The sequence below is a fragment of the uncultured Virgibacillus sp. genome, assembly GCF_947495635.1.
GTDB lineage: Bacteria > Bacillota > Bacilli > Bacillales > Amphibacillaceae > Virgibacillus > Virgibacillus salarius.
In genome coordinates, this window is the sequence record NZ_CANMAB010000008.1 from 53,869 (window position 1) to 72,698 (window position 18,830).

The 18,830-nt window shown below is 36.5% G+C and carries 12 protein-coding genes, 2 pseudogenes and 1 other annotated feature; of the genes and pseudogenes, 9 read left to right on the forward strand and 5 right to left on the reverse strand.

Annotated features, from left to right (window positions below; all coding sequences use genetic code 11):
• Nucleotides 1-45 precede the first annotated feature (45 nt).
• Entirely contained in the window at nt 46-528 is a 483-nt protein-coding gene (locus tag Q1A47_RS03440) for a GAF domain-containing protein (protein ID WP_026681454.1), read from the forward strand.
• A 79-nt stretch (nt 529-607) separates the two neighbouring features.
• On the opposite strand, the gene Q1A47_RS03445 is transcribed toward Q1A47_RS03440, so the two are convergent.
• The gene (locus Q1A47_RS03445; RefSeq protein ID WP_166530176.1) at nt 608-2,419 is read right to left on the reverse strand and encodes a diguanylate cyclase; all 1,812 of its coding nucleotides are present in this window, start codon (nt 2,417-2,419) and stop codon (nt 608-610) included.
• Between the two features lie 337 nt (nt 2,420-2,756).
• Between Q1A47_RS03445 and rpsD the strand changes: the two genes are divergently transcribed.
• From rpsD to Q1A47_RS03475, 6 genes and pseudogenes are all read left to right on the forward strand, one after another.
• Nucleotides 2,757-3,359 (forward strand): 30S ribosomal protein S4, encoded by a 603-nt coding sequence (gene rpsD, locus Q1A47_RS03450; protein WP_026681455.1) that lies wholly within the window; start codon nt 2,757-2,759, stop codon nt 3,357-3,359.
• A 973-nt stretch (nt 3,360-4,332) separates the two neighbouring features.
• A complete protein-coding gene (locus Q1A47_RS03455) occupies nt 4,333-5,865 on the forward strand; it encodes an NADH dehydrogenase subunit 5 (RefSeq protein ID WP_026681456.1) in 1,533 nt (510 codons plus the stop codon).
• Nucleotides 5,865-8,489 (forward strand): DUF2309 domain-containing protein, encoded by a 2,625-nt coding sequence (locus tag Q1A47_RS03460; protein WP_166530180.1) that lies wholly within the window; start codon nt 5,865-5,867, stop codon nt 8,487-8,489. Before Q1A47_RS03455 ends, Q1A47_RS03460 begins: the two co-directional genes overlap by 1 nt.
• Nucleotides 8,490-8,550: 61 nt before the next feature.
• Nucleotides 8,551-9,069 carry a carbonic anhydrase gene (locus tag Q1A47_RS03465; protein WP_026681457.1) on the forward strand — a complete coding sequence of 173 codons (519 nt, stop codon included), beginning with the start codon at nt 8,551-8,553 and terminating at the stop codon, nt 9,067-9,069.
• Nucleotides 9,070-9,162: 93 nt separating this feature from the next.
• Nucleotides 9,163-9,453: pseudogene (locus Q1A47_RS03470) on the forward strand (DUF6407 family protein).
• A 169-nt stretch (nt 9,454-9,622) separates the two neighbouring features.
• Nucleotides 9,623-9,997 carry a DUF2294 domain-containing protein gene (locus tag Q1A47_RS03475; protein ID WP_026681458.1) on the forward strand — a complete coding sequence of 125 codons (375 nt, stop codon included), beginning with the start codon at nt 9,623-9,625 and terminating at the stop codon, nt 9,995-9,997.
• A 514-nt stretch (nt 9,998-10,511) separates the two neighbouring features.
• Here Q1A47_RS03475 and Q1A47_RS03480 read toward each other — a convergent pair.
• Together Q1A47_RS03480 and Q1A47_RS03485 are read right to left on the reverse strand one after the other, a co-directional pair.
• A pseudogene (locus tag Q1A47_RS03480) lies at nt 10,512-10,692 on the reverse strand (IS5/IS1182 family transposase); the annotation flags it as partial.
• 301 nt (nt 10,693-10,993) lie between these two features.
• Entirely contained in the window at nt 10,994-11,392 is a 399-nt protein-coding gene (locus tag Q1A47_RS03485) for a hypothetical protein (RefSeq protein WP_026681459.1), read from the reverse strand.
• Between the two features lie 299 nt (nt 11,393-11,691).
• Between Q1A47_RS03485 and Q1A47_RS03490 the strand changes: the two genes are divergently transcribed.
• A complete protein-coding gene (locus Q1A47_RS03490) occupies nt 11,692-13,053 on the forward strand; it encodes a hypothetical protein (RefSeq protein WP_166530177.1) in 1,362 nt (453 codons plus the stop codon).
• A gap of 113 nt (nt 13,054-13,166) precedes the next feature.
• Here the strand turns inward: Q1A47_RS03490 and Q1A47_RS03495 are convergent, their stop codons facing one another.
• The gene (locus Q1A47_RS03495; RefSeq protein WP_226983528.1) at nt 13,167-13,337 is read right to left on the reverse strand and encodes a hypothetical protein; all 171 of its coding nucleotides are present in this window, start codon (nt 13,335-13,337) and stop codon (nt 13,167-13,169) included.
• Between the two features lie 267 nt (nt 13,338-13,604).
• Complete coding sequence (tyrS, locus tag Q1A47_RS03500; RefSeq protein WP_166530178.1) at nt 13,605-14,873, reverse strand: tyrosine--tRNA ligase; 1,269 nt, start codon at nt 14,871-14,873, stop codon at nt 13,605-13,607.
• A 91-nt stretch (nt 14,874-14,964) separates the two neighbouring features.
• Nucleotides 14,965-15,176, reverse strand: a binding site (T-box leader).
• A gap of 119 nt (nt 15,177-15,295) precedes the next feature.
• Between tyrS and Q1A47_RS03505 the strand changes: the two genes are divergently transcribed.
• A complete protein-coding gene (locus Q1A47_RS03505) occupies nt 15,296-18,289 on the forward strand; it encodes a transglycosylase domain-containing protein (RefSeq protein WP_121605495.1) in 2,994 nt (997 codons plus the stop codon).
• Nucleotides 18,290-18,830 lie beyond the last annotated feature (541 nt).

Below are 18,830 nucleotides of genomic sequence, written 5' to 3' on the forward strand. Positions count from 1 at the left end.
TATTTATCATACATGTCGAAATACTAAAGAGAGAGGAAAATCTAAATGTTCCAAACAAGTATATATTCTGGAAATAAACTAAAAGATTATGAGTTATTAATTCGTCAACTGCAAGCATTAAGTGAAGATGAAACGGATGCTATTGCCATACTTTCCAACGCATCAGCCTTATTAAATCAATTTCTTTCCGATACAAATTGGGTTGGTTTTTACTTATGGAAAGAAGATGAGCTTGTGTTAGGTCCGTTCCAAGGATTACCAGCATGTATCCGTATTGGTTATGGAAAAGGTGTTTGTGGAACTGCTGTTAAAGAGCAATCAACCCAACGGGTAGCTGACGTTCATAATTTTTCTGGTCATATCGCATGCGATAGTGCTACCAAATCTGAAATCGTTGTCCCTATCATTATAGATAATAAGGTTTACGGTGTTCTTGATATTGACAGTCCGATGATGGATCGCTTTGATGAAATTGATCAGGAATATTTAGAAAAGTTTGTTCATGCATTACAAACTTATTTACCCTAAGTATACCTAATAATAGATCATAACTGGAAATCGGCTGTGCGGAAAGCCCAGCCGATTTAATTCTTCCATTTATAAGAACTTATCTATCTTTTACACGCTTCACTACACTATTTTTCCCTCTATGCTTCGCTTCATATAGTGCTTTATCTGCACGAATAAAAAGCTCACTTACGGAATCATCGAAATCCTCTGACCAAGAAGAAACGCCACAAGATAGTGTTACAGTTGGATTAGTCCGTTCCTCTACTTGCTCACGAATGCCTGCAGCTATTTGGACCGCATCATCAATTGATAGGTTAGGAGTGTATATGGCTAATTCTTCCCCTCCCCATCTGGAAGGAATAGCATCTTGTTCAGAAAACCTCATTATTACATCAGCCACTTGTTTAAGTACTTCATCTCCAACATGATGACCGTATGTATCATTAATTCGTTTGAAATCGTCAATATCAAATAAAATTAATGAGCCCATTCTAGCTGTTTTCATTTGATTTATGACAACTTTTTCTAAATAATTCCTCGAATATAATTTTGTTAAGTAATCTGTGATAACCGCTTTTTCCAATTCCTCTTTTAAGATAGCATTAGCGAGTGCTAAAGAGCAATGTTGAATCAATGATTGCAATAATTTAAACACTTCAAACGAGAAGAAATAGGACGCTTCATGCATAATCACAACATGACCATATGTATGGATGTCTTGTCGCAACGGAATAATCATAAGCGAATGATAAGGAAATGTTGGAATATATTCAAACTTCCCATAAAATGTTGGATGAACGATATCCTTCAGTAATTTATCCACTAGACTCTGATTTTCTTCTTTTTTAAAGTAGGCAGTGCTCGCAGTTAGAACATCAGCATACGATCCATCAGACCGTTGAAAAATAAAACCTATTTCCGAAGCACGACATACCTCTTTGATTTTTTTTCGAACAAATTCTGTAATATCAGTCAAATTTAAATTGGAATTCAATTGATGTGTAACTTCATTAATTAGTTTTAAATCCGCGATCAGCAAATTTGCATTTTCGAGTAGACTTGCGTTTTCTATTGCTTTTCCAGCTGTTTGAGCAATATGTGTTATAAAATCTACATCGCTTTTCGCGAATACATCACAGCTTTTTGAAATCAATTGGATAACACCATACACACCTTGCCTTCCCGTTAGAGGAACATATAATTTTTCACCTGCACCTCCTTTTCTTTTCTCGATTTGAACCTCCTCAGTCATGAACGCTTTAGATCCAAAACCATTTGTACTATCATCCGTATACGCCATCGACTTTACTGAAAAATTATAATCAACTTCCGTATCATGTGCGAGTAATAAGTGTAGCGAATGGGTTGGATATATTTCACGAATTGCATCAATGACTTCATTTAAGATGGAAGATTTCCGTTTCATGGTAAATATACAAATGGAAAGATCATATAAAAACGGGTAGTTTATTTGTTGTGGATAATATTGATCCAATTGCATTATCAACCTCTGAGATTCTGATTGAACAATCGCAAGTATAGTAGGATCGATTTGAAATGCTTTAAAACACACTAATACCTTGGAAAAATTTCTATCTTTTAGCTTTAAATAAAATACAGAAGATCGATCAATTATGCACTTTCCAAACTGATTATCATTTGATATAGCATTCAATGGTAATTGGTTTAATACGTTTATTTCATTTGAAGGGTCCATCAACTGAATGTGATACGAATTAGTTGAACGTAGATAGTGATATACACCTACCCATTTTAGATGCAATACCTGCTTGATCGCTTTTATCATATTATGTAGACTTTCTTCATAAGAGAGATGGGATAGATTAGAGGTAATTTGAAAGTATGCCTGCTGCAGGTTCCCTTGAATCAAATCTCTGTCTTTCATCATTTATCACCTCTCATTCATTATCATCAATGAGTCCAATGAACTATTTTATAGTTTTATTATATATGAAATAGTTCATTTTTCCTATATGAGGTTGATAAATTTTCCAAATTTTATTTATGGTTGACTATATTCATTAAAAATTATATACTAGTCTTTGTGTAAAATAATTAAGTAGCCTTAGTGAACCAACACTTGTATGCATGTTGTTCCTCTGTAATGAGGTGTATCGCGTAACTCTTAGCTGCTGGAGCGATGATACATGAAAACATCATGGTCAGGTGATTAGGAACACGGCTTTTTGTTTTATGCAAATAAAATAAAAAGGAGGAAATGTCTTATGGCTCGCTATACTGGATCAGTATGGAAAAAATCACGTCGTCTTGGCATTTCATTAACTGGAACTGGTAAGGAATTAGATAAACGCCCTTACGCTCCTGGTCAACATGGACCTAACCAACGCAAGAAAATCTCAGAATTTGGTTTACAACAACAAGAGAAGCAAAAGCTTCGCTTTATGTATGGATTGAACGAACGTCAATTCCGTACGTTGTTTAACAAAGCTGGTAAAATGAAAGGTATTCACGGCGAAAACTTCATGATTTTGCTTGACTCTCGTTTAGATAACCTTGTATATCGTTTAGGTCTTGCTCGTACACGCAGACAAGCACGTCAGCTTGTAAATCATGGTCATATTACTGTGGACGGTGGTCGCGTTGATATTCCATCATACATGGTAAAACCAGGTCAAGTTATCAGCCTACGTGAAAAATCTAAGAATCTTGATATTGTTAAAGAAGCAGTGGAAGTAAATAACTTCATCCCTGAATATTTAACATTTGATGCTGATAAATTAGAGGGTACGTTCACTCGCTATGCAGAGCGCGAAGAACTTCCAGCTGAAATTAACGAAGCGCTTATTGTTGAATTCTACTCTCGTTAATCCTTTTAGATTGCAAAGTAATGCACAAAAAGCCCTTGTAATGTTGTTGTATCAACGTTTAAAGGGTTTTTTATTTTTATCTACTTTGCAAAATGATGCAGGATAATGAACTAAATTAGAGCCTATTTTGGGATCAAATAAATTACTGGCATGGATGAAGGGATGGAAAGAAAAGATCAGTTCACTACATGTGTTGCGGGCTGACTGATGAAATATAGATGTAGTAGTCCATCTATTATTTGATTACACCCTCTAGTGATATGTACCTCCTTGCCATAGTTTTTGAAATCAAAAATGTTATTATAGTTGGTATATAAATTGGGTTGATTTCAAATAAGGTCAGTCTTCCACAAACAAGCCGTATTGTGGGAGTAACTCTTATATTGCGTAGTAGACACATACTGTGCAACAAACAACTTTTTTTGATGAGTTTGTAAAGGAATGTATTAACTAATACGTTAAATATGTTGTTTATAAGAGAAGAAATTGATACTTCATTCTCCGTGTTCCAACAACTAAGTTGAATTTCATTGAAATAGTTTATGGGACTTTCTTGTTGACAATATTTAAAATTTGGCATATCTTATACTTAACTTAATAATCGGCAGATGTTTATTTTTGCCTATTTAAATAATTAGGCCTTTAGCATTCTTTTAATATTTAATATTGACTGGATGAAAAAGTACCCTAATATAAAGGGAAAGAGTAACATAAAGTAATATGACGTATAAAAAGGTAGTTCTTCAAAAAACTTTGTTGAAGTTAGTTGAAGTAAAACCGACAATTTTCAAGACTCAATGATTTTAAATCATCATTGAAGTTTTGAAGTTGTCGGTTTTTTTATTGAGTAAGTATAAATTTATTCAATAATCGTAATGGAGTAAATAAAATGTATAACTTTTTAGAAAGATATATGACCTTTTCTAAAAGTAATTTTTAATGTGTTAACGCCGTTTAGAAGGGAGAATGTTTTGTGTTAGGTTCTTTGAGTTCATCATCATTGTTATCATTATTTTTTATTATGCTTGTTATTTCTGGACTTAGTGGCCTTTTGTTTTTACACCCACGGATACCATTAAGTTTTGTTCGTATTCATATCGGTATCGTGGCTTTACCATCTTTAGTTTCCTTATTGGCTCTCACTAATAACAGTGGGAATAGAGGCGATGGTTTTTGGTACCTAGATTCCTTAGCTTGGTTAATGGTTTTCTTTGTTCTTACAATTGGATTGATCATTCAGCGTTTTTCTGTACGTTATTTAATGGGAGATCGTTCTTATCGAAAGTATTTTACGCTTTTTACTTTCACTACAGGTGCTGCTTCAATTACATGTTTAAGTGCTGATCTCCGTTTGATGGTCATATCTTGGGGAGCGACTCTCGTCGGTTTAACCTTACTTATAAGGTTAAACCGTGCATGGAAAGTAGCAAGTGAAGCAGCCAAGGTTTCTGGTCGATTATTTATATTAAGTTGGTTTTCATTATTATTCGCGATAATTTGGCTTTTTCAAGTCACAGGTCAATGGCAGTTATCATTAATTCTAACAAATGAAAGTTTAGCTCAACTTGGAGCATGGGAGAGAACAGGGGTTAATTTATTGATTGTATTAGCAGTGATAATTCCTGCGGCCCAATGGCCTTTCCAAAGGTGGTTGATTGAGTCTGTTGTTGCTCCAACTCCTGTTTCAGCGATTATGCACGCAGGTTTAGTAAATGCAGGTGGGATTATGCTAGCTCGATTTTCTCCTCTTTTTAATGGTGATATAGCTTCGATTATTTTACTTATTCTTGCAAGTTTTTCTGTATTGATTGGATATGGAATTAGTTTAGTACAGGTTGACTATAAACGTCAGTTAGTAGGCTCTACGATCGGGCAAATGGGGTTTATGTTCATTCAATGTGCGTTAGGTGCGTATGTAGCAGCCATTATTCATCTTATCTTACATGGTTTGTTCAAAGCTACGCTGTTTTTACAGGCTGGTTCGGCAGTACGTCGTTTCGAAGTATCGACTCCCGTTAATGAAAGGTCATCCTATTTATGGATCATGGCAGGTCGGACATTAGCCTTAGTTATAGGGATTGCTTATTGGCTCATGGCTCCTTTAGAGGGGTATCAATTGATTAGTGCGTTAATCTTAGGGTGGTCATTGTCCGTTTCTTGGACACAGCTCGTAGCTTTTGGAAAGGGGAGAATTGGTCGAATTGTTGGCTTATCATTTTTAGGAGGAGCAGCCATTGTTTATTTTATCATTCATAATCTCTTCTATGAGTGGTTACGCACAACCGTTTTCCAAAGTGTTCAACCTCCAATGTCAGTTGTCATCATTGTCGTATGTCTCTTATTATTTGGTATTGCGATGGGTACATGGGTTGCTCGTAATCGTTCTTCTGTTTCCTTCGCAATACTTTATCTTTGGTTAGTACGATTAGGTGAAGCAAAACCAAAGTTAGTAGAAAGTCATCCAAACTACCTTAAACAATATTTATCTCAAGGAGGTAATCGGTGATGAACGGAACATCTGTATTAACGAAAGAAAATGTAAAAAAGCAAGATACAAATATTAATCATCAAGAAAGTAATATTAACGTTTTAATAGAATCTGCTAGTCAAGTAATTGCACCACTTTGGCCAATTTCTGCATTTGCAGCACGTAATCCGTGGGCGGGACTTGAAAAGCAATCTTTTGAACAGGCTGCAGGTTGGTTAAATAAAACTCGTGATATTGATATCTACCCTAGTGCTTCTATGATCCTTTCGGCAAAGAGTAAAGGTGAAATTGATGAAGATTTTGTGAAAATGGGTCTACAGCATTGGCTTGATTCCCATTCCTATAATATCCCACGGAACGTGGCAGAGCGATTTTGTCATGCTGCACTAAAATTAGATCCATTACCTTCTAACCTTTTATCATCACTTAAACTGGAGAAATTGTCAGATGAATTTAGTGGACTGAATACGGATCGTATCGATAATTTTTTAATCCAACCAATAAGTTCGAATATAGCGAATGAAGATGGTGAAAGGTTAGTCAATATTCTCGATCATCATGTCATCAAGTGGTGTAAATTATACCTTGATGACTCACAGGCAGGTTGGACAATGCCAAACCGTGATGAAGGTTTCTATCGTGCGTGGCAGCGTCTTATTCAATATGATCCGGCACTTAATAAAATTCAACGTAAAAGTTTAAAAGGTTGGCCAAAAGAGGCACATATGGCTTTAAAAAAAGCGTTATTCGCGCTAGAAATCCCTAATTCAGAAATACAGACTTATCTTGAAGGTCATTTGCTCTCCTTACCTGGGTGGGCAGGAATGATGCTCTGGCGCTCCCGACAATCAAGCCATGAACATTCACTCCTAACAGAATATTTAGCAGTTCGAATTTCCATGGAGTGGGCTCTATTAAAGCCTTATCTACAGTTGACCAATCAACGACCTGAGAAAAAAGTTTCGATTGCTCCCCTTATAGCAGCGTGGATCCATTGGGGGGACCTTACAATCAAGGAATGGTCACAGATGTCTGCCGCTGAACAAAACGAATATTTATCATTTGCCTACAGCTTTGATGAGAAGCTTCGCAGGAAACTTTGGTTAGAAGCTTGGGAACAAACACACACAGATCGATTAAGTCAGCAGATTATCTCTAAACAACGGAAGATCATCGACAAAAAATCTGCACTAGCTCAATTTGCATTCTGCATTGATGTACGATCAGAACCTTTTCGTCGTCAACTTGAAAAAGAAGGTCCGTTTGAAACGATTGGAATTGCTGGTTTCTTTGGATTACCGATAGCAACTAGTGAACTTGGTAGCGATCATAGCCATTCTTCCTTGCCGGTTATACTAAAGCCTCAACATAAAATAAAAGAGACTGCTGATGAAAATGAACTCAAATTATATCAACAACGTAAGCAGGCAGTTACTTCCTTAAGCTATACATTTAAAACGATGAAACAGAATGTACTTGCTAGCTTACTTTTACCTGAGCTAAGTGGACCTTGGCTTAGTCTCCAAATGGTATCACGTAGCTTTGTACCAAGAAGAGCAGATCGTTTTATTCGTAACCTTCGTGAGACTTGGTTACGCAAACCTAATACAACGCTCTCGCTTAATCATGTTCATCATCTAGAAGCGGAAATGCCTGTTGGTTTTTCTGACGAAGAAAAAGTGAATTATGCCCGTCAAGCTTTGAAAATGATGGGGTTAACAAAGAATTTCTCACCATTAATCGTAATATGCGGACATAGTAGTAAAAGTACCAACAATCCTTATGCTGCAGCTCTTGAATGTGGTGCGTGCGGTGGAGCGGCAGGTGGATTCAACGCTAGGACCTTAGCCACTTTATGCAACCTTCCAGAGGTAAGAAAGGAACTTTCTTCTGAAGGAATTGAAATTCCTGAGGACACCGTTTTCGTAGCCGCTGAGCATAAAACAACAGTGGATGAATTACATTGGATTTATGTTCCTGAACTTTCCGAAGCTGCACAGGAAGCATTTGACCGTATCGAAGCTATAATGCCGAAAGTGAGCCGTAATGCAAATGCAGAACGTCTAGCCCAATTACCGAATTTTAAAAAGGAACTTAAAAATCCTAAGGCTGAGGCACACCGATTTGCGGAAGATTGGAGTGAGATACGTCCGGAATGGGGATTAGCTCGTAATGCTGCTTTTATTATCGGCCAACGTGAACTAACTCAGGATTGTGACTTGGAAGGTAGAGCCTTCCTTCATAATTATGATTGGAATCAGGATGAAAGTGGTGATCTCCTAGCTAACATCATTGCAGGACCAGGAACGGTGAGCCAATGGATTAATCTTCAATATTACGCTTCAACGGTCGCACCTCACTATTATGGTAGTGGAAATAAAGCAACTCAAACCGTTACAGCAGGTCTTGGTGTTATGCAGGGGAATGCAAGTGACTTGTTAGCTGGACTACCTTGGCAATCAGTCATGCAATCAGATCACGAGGTTTATCATTCTCCTCTTCGTTTGCTGATTGTCATCCAAGCCCCTAGCGGATATGTAAAACGGCTATTAAATAATGATTCAGTATTTCGAGAAAAAGTTCAAAATGGATGGGTTCGACTTGCTAGTGTCGATCCAGATGGACGCTGGGTAAATTGGTAACTACTATCAACTAGTTGCTACTTAAATAACAATTTATAAACATAAAGAAGGAGTGTACTATATGAATTTAGATAAAAATAAAAAAGCACTATTTTTAACGGACATGGAAAACGGGTTGGAGCCTATTTTACAAGAAGTAACAAATATTCGAGCAGAAAACATGCTAACTATACAAAGCTATGGCTCCGTAATCTTACATCCTTATGGAGATATAATGAGGTCTATTATCATTGCGATTTATCAGGAAAATGTTGAGGAAATTTTTGTAGTAGGAACAAAAGATAAGAGGACTTCCACAGTTAATGTATCAACTCAACTTGAATCAACGAAAAACAAAATACAAACATTAGATTATCTTTTTCAAAATAGTAAGCCTGAATTTTCAGGTGGTACGGTCGATGAATGGCTAAATGGAAAAGAAAATGGTAGTGACAATATCGAAAAAAGTGTTGATATCATTCGTCATCATCCATTAGTTCCGTCACATTTTAAAGTTCGAGGTTTAATAATAAATAATTATGATGGAAAATTCTCAATTGTGGAGGTTCCTACTAATAAAACAGTGTCAAACCTAACCTGATCATCACTTGTCATTTCCTTAAGAATTAGAAGCTAGGAGCAATAAATCATTTAGCTCTATACTAGTTTTCATATTTACTGAAAGGAGAAATTAATGGACTCTAATTTAACTGATTTTGTAATTGCAACAAAAGAAGAAATAAAGTATGTTTGATTGTGCAAATATGGAATGTATTAAAAAGATAATTAGAAAAGCAATTGATTTTATAATTTAAAATCTTATGAGGAAGTTGAGAAAACCTATTTAGGTAGCATCAATTTTTTGCATATACACTCTATTATGGACGAAAACATATTATCTAAAATTATTGAAGTCTCAATAAACAGTGAAATTGAATTAAATATTGAAGGTGTATATGAAGGTTATGTTATGAGGGATTATTAATGGATGGCTAAAATAATCAATTTTGTCAATATAGCATGCATCTTAGACTTTCGAATTCAGGATTGACGACTGGCGCTTTGCTTTATTTTATAAGGATGAAAAGCGACATAAAGACTTAAAAGCATATGGAATAAACCAATTTTTTGGTTTGATAGGAGATGTAGTATATATGAAAATATCTAAGGGTTCTTATGAATCTGAGATAAGTAAGGCAATTACTCAATGGGAAAAGGATTTTCTTGGGCGGGGGTCTGTATCAGTTAAGACAGATATATTAAGAGATATGATTATTGTAATTCTAAAAGGTATTTTAACACCAGCTGAATATAGCGTTTGTGAAACAAAAGAGGGAATGTTAACTATAAAGAAAACTCGTTCGGAATTAGTTGAATCAGGTATAGAAGATCTTAAGGATATTATATTAACTATTACGGGAGAAGAAGTGAAAAGTTTCCATACTGATATAAGCTCTCGTACAGGTGAACGAGTGATGGTATTTAAATTATTTAATGATCTTGAGAAAAATTTTAATGTAAAGAAATAAAGGAATGTAACCTTGTAAATAATAATTTTTTAGTAAACAATACTATATTATAATGTCTTCGATAACCTATTCGAGCAGGCTGAGACATATTAGTTATTCTAATTTTATACTAAAATAATATATAAACGATTTTTTTGGACAGTATAGAGATTATTGTAACAATGCATAAATAACGATATAGAAATAAGCGGATGTGTTTATCAACTTTCGCTTATTTTTGTTTTATTGTTATTGCACAGTACAACGTGCAAAGATTAGGTAGTGCAATTGGGTGCTATCCACAATAAATAGTAATATTAATGAGTCTAAAATTTGCAAGCTCTAATTCACTTCTGCATATTTTGGCTCTCTTTTTTATTCAAAAAATATACTGCCATATATAGCATTCATTAAATGCCAAATACAGATAGTGGTGGTAACTTCAAGACTATGAGGGACAATACTTGCCCATTCTTATGGAGAGCAAAATACATAGCATGGTTTACAAAATTTATTATATCGTTATTAATATTAACACCGATTGCGTATAAGCACATAGAATAATTTTCATCATCATTTTGGGGTAATAAGCGGGGCAGCCTGTGTCATGCGAAAAACTAGTAAACGCATCATCTGGTATTGTTCAACCATATCATGCACGGTGAAGCAATATCATCCTTATCCAATTTTATTTCTAAATCTAAAGGCAAAACCATTTTAATTCTATCAAAGGGGATCCTTTTTGTTTATATTAAATTTTGAAATTAATCATAAAAAAATATTGGGACTCCACATTAAGATGTCGTCCCACGAATTTTTATTTTACTCGGGTTTTGTTCCAGCCCCTTTTAAACGTGATGTATTCACGTGAAATTATTAGAAAATAAATTGTACGGTGACCCTATTTAACAATCGGCATTGATAATGAATTAATTCATAACCATAGATTGAGAATAACTTACTCACTTATTTACCAATCCTTCTAAATGTCCCAAACCTTTATATAATTAACTTCACCTATTCCTTTTCGTTATACCTCTGAAGTGCTTCTATTTCTCTTTTTAAACGTTCTTCCATCAGCATATTTTCTTCTTTTAGAGAGTTAGACAAAGATGTTAACTGATCCTTAAGCCAATCCATAATTCTAATTTCTAAGCTTTCCATACTCTCATTTAACTTACTTTCACGTATATCATCCTCCAAAGATGTAACCTCTATTTCCTTCAACTTATTTTTCAGATCCATCCTCTGTTTTTTTAAATTCTGTTTAAGTTCATCTTTTTGTGCTTTCATCAGATTTATTAAATCTGCTTTATATTGTTGAATAGCTTCTCCATATAGTTGCTTTGACTGATTACTATACTGAAACTTACTTTCTTCTTTTGCCCCCATCGAATCTTGTTCCGTATGATCCATGAGCAATCCATCCTCCTAAAGTTTGATATATCATTACCATATGTAACTATATAGTGATGTGACACCTAAGCATTCTATATTTTCTGAACAAGTGTCTATACAGTGAATACTCCCCCTGAATACATTGTACATAACGATTAATGTCTATTAAGGGAGAGAAAATCATGAAAAACTCGCTCGATTTTTGTAATGAGTGCTGTAAACATTTTAAACATTGTGACTGCAAAAGAGAGTCTCCATGTAAAAGACAATTCTGTAAAAAATGTTTTCATAAGCTAGAATGTCAATGTCATAAAGATATGAAGCAACAGCAAGAGCAAGGATTTGGCGATCAAGACCAAGAACAAAGTCAAGGTGATGAGCAGCAACAGCAAGAGCAAGGATTTGGCGATCAGGACCAAGAACAAAGTCAAGGTGACGAGCAGCAACAGCAAGAGCAAGGATTTGGCGATCAGGACCAAGAACAAAGTCAAGGTGACGAGCAGCAACAGCAAGAGCAAGGATTTGGCGATCAGGACCAAGGACAAAGTCAAGGTGATGAGCAGCAACAGCAAGAGCAAGGATTTGGCGATCAAGACCAAGAACAAAGTCAAGGTGACGAGCAGCAACAGCAAGAGCAAGGATTTGGCGATCAGGACCAAGGACAAAGTCAAGGTGATGAGCAGCAACAGCAAGAGCAAGGATTTGGCGATCAGGACCAAGGACAAAGTCAAGGTGACGAGCAGCAACAGCAAGGACAGGGGTTTGGTGATCAGGATCAAGAACAGAGCCAAGGCAATCAAGAACTACAGCAAGGACAAGGACATGGTGGTCAAATCCAAAATCAGGGTGATCAAGATCAAGGGCCGCAAATTCAAAATCAGGAGCATGGTGACCAAAGAAATGGAGATCAAATTAATGAAGGACATACAAATATATCTCCGTTGGAAAATGATCAAACCATATCAACTCCTGTTGATGTGGACGGAGTAACTGTAAATGTAAAATGTGGTGATTGTGTTCCCTTTCCATTTTTCCCACCACACGATGATCGTAAAGATAAGTGTAAATGCAAACGATGCAAAAACAGGAAATGTTCACCTGATTGTGACAATTGCACCATATGTTCATGTAATTTACTAGAAATGTTACAATCTTTTCAGATCACAACTACGGATACTGATGCTAAGCAAGTAGATCTATACATCTCATCCATAACATCACTAAGCAACCCTATTGAAAATCAGACTATCACCGATATTATTGACTGCTGTATCGTTAAACTTAAACCTGCCTCACAACCTGAAGTAATTCCCAGCACAACTGTGCAACTGTGCGATATTGCTGGAATAAGAGCGGAAAACTCTACAGAAAGCCCAAATGCTTTAGATTTTATAATAGATGTTGCTCGTGAAATGAACAAACATGGTGATGACCATCAGAAAGACTGTAATTGTCCTCGTTGCGCAAAAGCAATGGGTGATGAGCTTGCATGTGCTGCGCGATTTGGAATACTTGTCAACATATCAATAACTGGCTTAACTACTCCACTATCTTTATATGTACTAAACGTAAAAGACTGTTTTGTTTTTCTTGTCGATGATCTAATGAATCCCTCAGAGATTTTTGCTTTTTCCCTATGTTCTGTAGTTGGGTTTACTGTAGAGTCACAAACCATCTAAAGAAGGCAAATTGTACCTCCTAACTATATAGGCTGGAAAAAAGCATATAGATAAATCCATGTAGGATTTGAAATTCCACATGGATTTATCGTTTTTCATTACGTTATTTTTTTCTAAAATGGTCCCCAATCAATCCATACACCAATTGTCAACGTCAGAATGGCAATGACTAACCAAATTAAAAATAGTGGTAAAACCCTCCTTCCCCACTTCGTCCATGGCACATTTGCTACAGCGAGACTTGCCATTAATATGCCGGATGTTGGAAAAATAAGATTCGTCAACAAAATACCCTAAGCTGGTTGCTACAAAAATGAGCAGGTACTTATGTCTGCTTGTAAATACAGCATGAAGCTGCCTCCCTCTACTATCCTTATCCACGCCAATGATACTATTTGATGTATCTTCTACACCCTTTTAGCATATCTCCATATATACCAAATGGTAGCAGCCAAGGGAAGCCGGACACACAAAATAGCTGCCGAAAAGAATTTCTCGACAGCTATTCAAACTAATCATTAATTTACAATACTTATTGCTTCTATTATTTTTTAAAACGTAATAAGAAAGTACTTTTTCTTTCCTCTGCGTATAACAGTAAATGTATCTTCAATACGATCATCCACTTGCAAGTCGTATTGCACGTCCTGCTGACGTTCCCCGTTGAGATAAATAGCACCATTCGCTATATCCTCACGTGCTTGTCGCTTTGATGGAGAGATTTTAGCAGCAACCAGTAGATCAACTAAATTCATATCTTTCGATTCTGCTTTATACGTTGGTACATCTTTAAATCCCTGTTTAATATCACTTGCTGTAAGTTGTTTTATATCTCCACTAAATAAAGATGCTGATATTTTTTGTGCTTGTTCTAATGCTTCTTTACTATGAACAATCAGCGTCATTTCCTCAGCTAACCGCTTATGAGCTACGCGCTTTTCTGGTTGCGCATTAATTTCGTCTTCCAGACTTGCAATTTCTTCTTCAGAAATAAATGTAAAATAGCGGAGAAACTTGATAACATCACGATCATCTGTATTTAACCAAAATTGATAAAATTCATATGGAGATGTTTTTTCTGGGTCAAGCCAGATTGCTCCTCCAGCTGTTTTACCAAATTTAGTACCATCCGCTTTCGTAATTAATGGAACAGTTAGTCCAAAAACATTTATTTCGTCATTTTCATTTTCTCTTGAACGACGAATTAGTTCCATTCCTGCGGTAATATTTCCCCATTGGTCACTTCCACCAATTTGTAACGTACATCCTTCTTCTTCATTTAATTTCATGTAATCCAGGGATTGCAGAATCATATAACTAAATTCTGTATACGAGATACCCTGTTCAATACGCGCAGATACCGATTCTTTTGCAAGCATGTAATTGATGCCAAAATGTTTACCAGCATCCCTTAAAAAGTCAATAACAGTCATACTTGCTAACCAATCATGATTATTTCTTGCAACTACTGGATTTTCTCCTTTGTCAAAATCAAGAATACGAGCAATTTGCTGTTTAATTTTTTCACTGTACCCTTTCACTACGTCGCTTTCATTTAGGGAACGCTCTGTATTACGTCCACTTGGATCTCCGATCATTCCCGTACCACCACCGATGAGAGCAATTGGACGATGTCCAGCCTTTTGGAATCTCTTTAGCATTGTAATTGGCACCAAGTGTCCAATATGCAAGCTATCACCAGTAGGATCGAACCCACAATATAATGTAACCTCATTTTCAGCTAGATGCTTTTGTAAACCATCTCTATCCGTTACTTGGTTAATAAGTCCTCTTGTTTCTAGATCCTGTAAAATATTCAATTCCTTCACACTCCATCATTTTTGTTTCTTTCTAGCTCAATATGCTTGTACTGCTTACTCCAATGAAAAAAATAAAAAAACTCCTCCCTCAAAAAGGGACGAGTTATATTCACACGCGGTACCACCCTTGTTGCAATTGCTTGCCACTTGGGATTGATAACGGTGTCGCCACCGTTTCTTTATTACACCATAAAGAAAATGCTCCAGAATGTAATTCATTTTACAAATATTCCTGACTTTCACCAACCGCCAGTTCTCTAAATAGGGATTTGTAAAACTACTTCGTTCTTTCTCAGCATCGTTTATCCTATTACTATATATTCATATCATATTCATTTCATAAAAGCAATAATAAATCAAAATTTAATATACCCTAAATAGTGAATATGCTATAATGAATAAGGAATTTAGGAGGTTTTGCCATGAATTTTAAAGAACGGCTTCATACATATTTTGAAAAAGCCAAATCTATTTGGAAAACGGGAAAAATCCAGACTACTTCACGTATTTCATATAGTGTCGTTTGGAATGTTATCCTATTTTTTCTTGTTATCGGCCTAATTGGTATGTTTTTTGCCGGTGGAGTGGGAGCAGGATATTTTGCTTCGCTAGTGAAGGATGAACCTGTCAGATCCTATGAAGTAATGAAACAGGATATATACAACTACGAAGAAACGTCCAAGCTGTACTTTGCAGGAGATAAATATTTTGGAGATGTCCGATCGGATCTTTATCGTGAAGAAACAACATTGGAGAACATCTCCCCTACTTTACTTGATGCTGTTATCGCTACAGAAGATGAATACTTTAAAGAGCATAAAGGAGTTGTCCCCAAAGCAATTTTACGTGCAGTATTACAAGAGGCACTTAATTCTAATGTAAAAACTGGTGGAAGTACGCTGACACAGCAGCTCATTAAAAATCAAATTTTAACAAATGAAGTATCGTTTGAACGTAAAGCAAAAGAAATCTTACTTGCACTCCGGCTAGAACGATTCTTTGAAAAGGATGAAATTTTAGAAGCATACTTAAATATTGTGCCATATGGTCGAGATGCATCCGGAAATAATATTGCAGGAGTTCAAACAGCTGCACAAGGTGTTTTTGGCGTAGACGCTAAGGATGTAAATCTAGCCCAAGCAGCTTATTTAGCAGGACTTCCACAAAGCCCCTCTGCCTATACTCCATTCACTAGCGATGGGAATTTAAAAGAGGGGAAAAGTTTAGAACGAGGCATCAATCGAATGAAGTCCGTACTTAACCGGATGTACGAATCAGAATATATTACAAAAAAAGCATATGAAGAGGCAATGGCTTATGATATAACTAAAGATTTCACAGGTAAATCAAAGTCACCAATTGAAAAATACCCGTACTTAACCTTTGAAGTTGAAAAAAGAGCCAAGGAAATTCTTACTACTCAACTTGCTAAACAAGATGGTTATACGGAAGAAGATCTTGCAAAAGATGATGATCTCGAAAAAGAATATCAATCGATCGCTTCAAGAAATCTACGCGTGAACGGCTATCATATCCATACAACAATTAATAAAGAGATTTATGAAGAGTGGCAGGATATCGTAAAAAATTATCAGTACTATGGACCTGATCGTACATTTACGAAAACCGTTGATGGAGAAACTGTAGAGGTTACGGAAAAAGTACAAACTGGTGGCATGTTAATCGAAAATAGTTCTGGTAAAATTATTAGTTTTGTTGGTGGTCGTGAATTTGGCCAAGATAGTCAATACAATTATGCAACGTTGGCTACCCGTTCACCAGGAAGTACGATAAAACCAATACTTGACTATGCACCAGCAATGGAAGAAGGTAAAATCCAGCCTGGTAGCGTATTAGCAGATATAAGAAAACCATTACCAGGTTGGCCAGCTGGCAAGCCAGGAAACTATGGAGGGGGCTTTCATGGAATTGTTTCAGCAAGAACTGCATTGGCTCAGTCCTACAACATTCCTGCGGCGGAAGTCTATTCCAAAATACTGCATTTAAATCCCGCAAAAAAATATTTAGAAAAAATGGGGATTACCACACTGAAAGAAATAGATTATACAGGTCCTGCCGCGTCAATAGGGACGATGGATGTATCGGTTGAAGAGAATGTTAATGCGTTCGCAACCTTAGGAAACAATGGCAAGTTCGCAGATGCTTACATGATAGAAAAAATCACGACAAATGATGGTGAGGTTGTCTATGAGCATAAGTCAAAACCAGTAGATGTATTTACACCACAGACCAATTATTTAACCCTCGATATGATGCGTGATGTCATATCGAGTGGAACCGCTCGCTTTCTTAATGGCCAACTAAACTATGGTGGCGTGGATTGGGCAGGAAAAACCGGGACCTCACAGGATTACAAAGACGCATGGTTTGTTGCAACAAATCCAAATGTAACCTTTGGAACATGGATCGGATATAAAACGCCGCATTCCATTTATAATTCGAGTATGTCTCTAAGCTACAGCCAACGAAATATGAAGTTATGGGCGCAATTAATGAATAAAGCAACAGCCATTGATCCAGAGCTACTAGCACCGACAAATAGCTTTAAACGTCCAGGTGGAATCGTCCAGCGAAGCTATTGCGCCATATCTGGAATGCTGCCATCGGAGCTATGTGAAAAAGCTGGTTTAGTAAGGTCGGATCTATTTAATGCCAAATTCGTTCCTACAAAGAAAGATGATAGCTTAATTACTGGAAGTATTGTTATGGTAGACGGTAAAGCAGTAGTTGCCGGCCCAAATACTCCAAGTGAGTTTACTAAAGGTGATGGTCTAGCATTTAATCCAGAATTCTTAAAACGGAATGGTTATGATAAATTAGCAGATATTAGCCAGCTATTTCCTAACATTGCTACAGAGAAATGGGAAAAAATTAGTGCTCCTAATAAAGACGCTGGTGACATGCTAAAGGATGATGGAAAGGCACCAAGCGCACCAACATCTCTTAAAAAATCAGGAAAGAAACTAACTTGGAAGAAGTCAGGAAGCAAGGATGTTGTTGGCTACCGAATTTATCGGGCAACTGGACCAGGTAACAAATTCACATTAGTAGGCAGCACAACCTCAACTAATTTTAACATAGGCACTGGTGATGCTAGGTACCATGTCAAAGCAGTAGATTATTTCGGTCTTGAATCAGGTGCATCGAAAGAATTACTCGTTGGCGATACAGGAGAAAAAGAACCAGAAACACCAGATAAAGGTAAAGAAAAAGATACTGTTAAAGATAAGGACAAGAATAAAGAAGAAGACGAGAAACCAGTTGATGATAAGGATACGGATAAAAAAGATCCTGATTCGAACAAAAAAGATAATGACGAGGATACCGTCCCTAGGGATGAAGATAAAGAAGAAACTCCAACTGACAATAGTATACCTGAAGCAACTATGAATTAGACGTCAGTATTTGTCAGGAACTTGGCTAAAGTCCCCCATTACTTTTCTTTAAAGCTTGCAAAGCGAAATGCTTTGCAAGCTTTTTTATTGGTTTAGACCTTCCCTTGCTTATAGGTGTTTTCTTCACTTCATGGTAGGATAAAGTTGGAATCAGCTCAAGGAAAATTATATGGGATCAACTTACAATATTTACATTATCTGATTCATTTACAGGAAACCCACAAGCGCCCGATTAGAAACGTAGCGACTGGAGTGAGCCAACGGAGTTAAAGGAATCACGGTGAGCTTGCGAGCCGATGATGACTTAGTTTAGGGGGCGATTCATGAAGTCACCTAGTTTCTGGGCGCTGGAGCTGGAAGCTGCTCAACAAGCGCCTATTTATCCACATGGGCTAATTTTATAACTCCTTATCTTTTAAAAAAACCTGAGCAAAATTCGCTCAGTCCTTATCACTAAATGCTCCGATTTACGCTTCCTCTAGTAGCTATTATGGAATAATAGCTACTGCTTGACCACCACTCCGGCTGCCCACTTCCCTTT

Excerpts from the sequence above, each read along its gene's own strand:
- Q1A47_RS03440 (WP_026681454.1), top strand. The coding sequence starts at position 46 with ATGTTCCAAACAAGTATATATTCTGGAAATAAACTAAAAGATTATGAG.
- Q1A47_RS03445 (WP_166530176.1), bottom strand. The coding sequence starts at position 2,419 with ATGATGAAAGACAGAGATTTGATTCAAGGGAACCTGCAGCAGGCATAC.
- rpsD (WP_026681455.1), top strand. The coding sequence starts at position 2,757 with ATGGCTCGCTATACTGGATCAGTATGGAAAAAATCACGTCGTCTTGGC.
- Q1A47_RS03460 (WP_166530180.1), top strand. The coding sequence starts at position 5,865 with ATGAACGGAACATCTGTATTAACGAAAGAAAATGTAAAAAAGCAAGAT.
- Q1A47_RS03465 (WP_026681457.1), top strand. The coding sequence starts at position 8,551 with ATGAATTTAGATAAAAATAAAAAAGCACTATTTTTAACGGACATGGAA.
- Q1A47_RS03475 (WP_026681458.1), top strand. The coding sequence starts at position 9,623 with ATGAAAATATCTAAGGGTTCTTATGAATCTGAGATAAGTAAGGCAATT.
- Q1A47_RS03485 (WP_026681459.1), bottom strand. The coding sequence starts at position 11,392 with ATGGATCATACGGAACAAGATTCGATGGGGGCAAAAGAAGAAAGTAAG.
- Q1A47_RS03490 (WP_166530177.1), top strand. The coding sequence starts at position 11,692 with ATGAAGCAACAGCAAGAGCAAGGATTTGGCGATCAAGACCAAGAACAA.
- Q1A47_RS03505 (WP_121605495.1), top strand. The coding sequence starts at position 15,296 with ATGAATTTTAAAGAACGGCTTCATACATATTTTGAAAAAGCCAAATCT.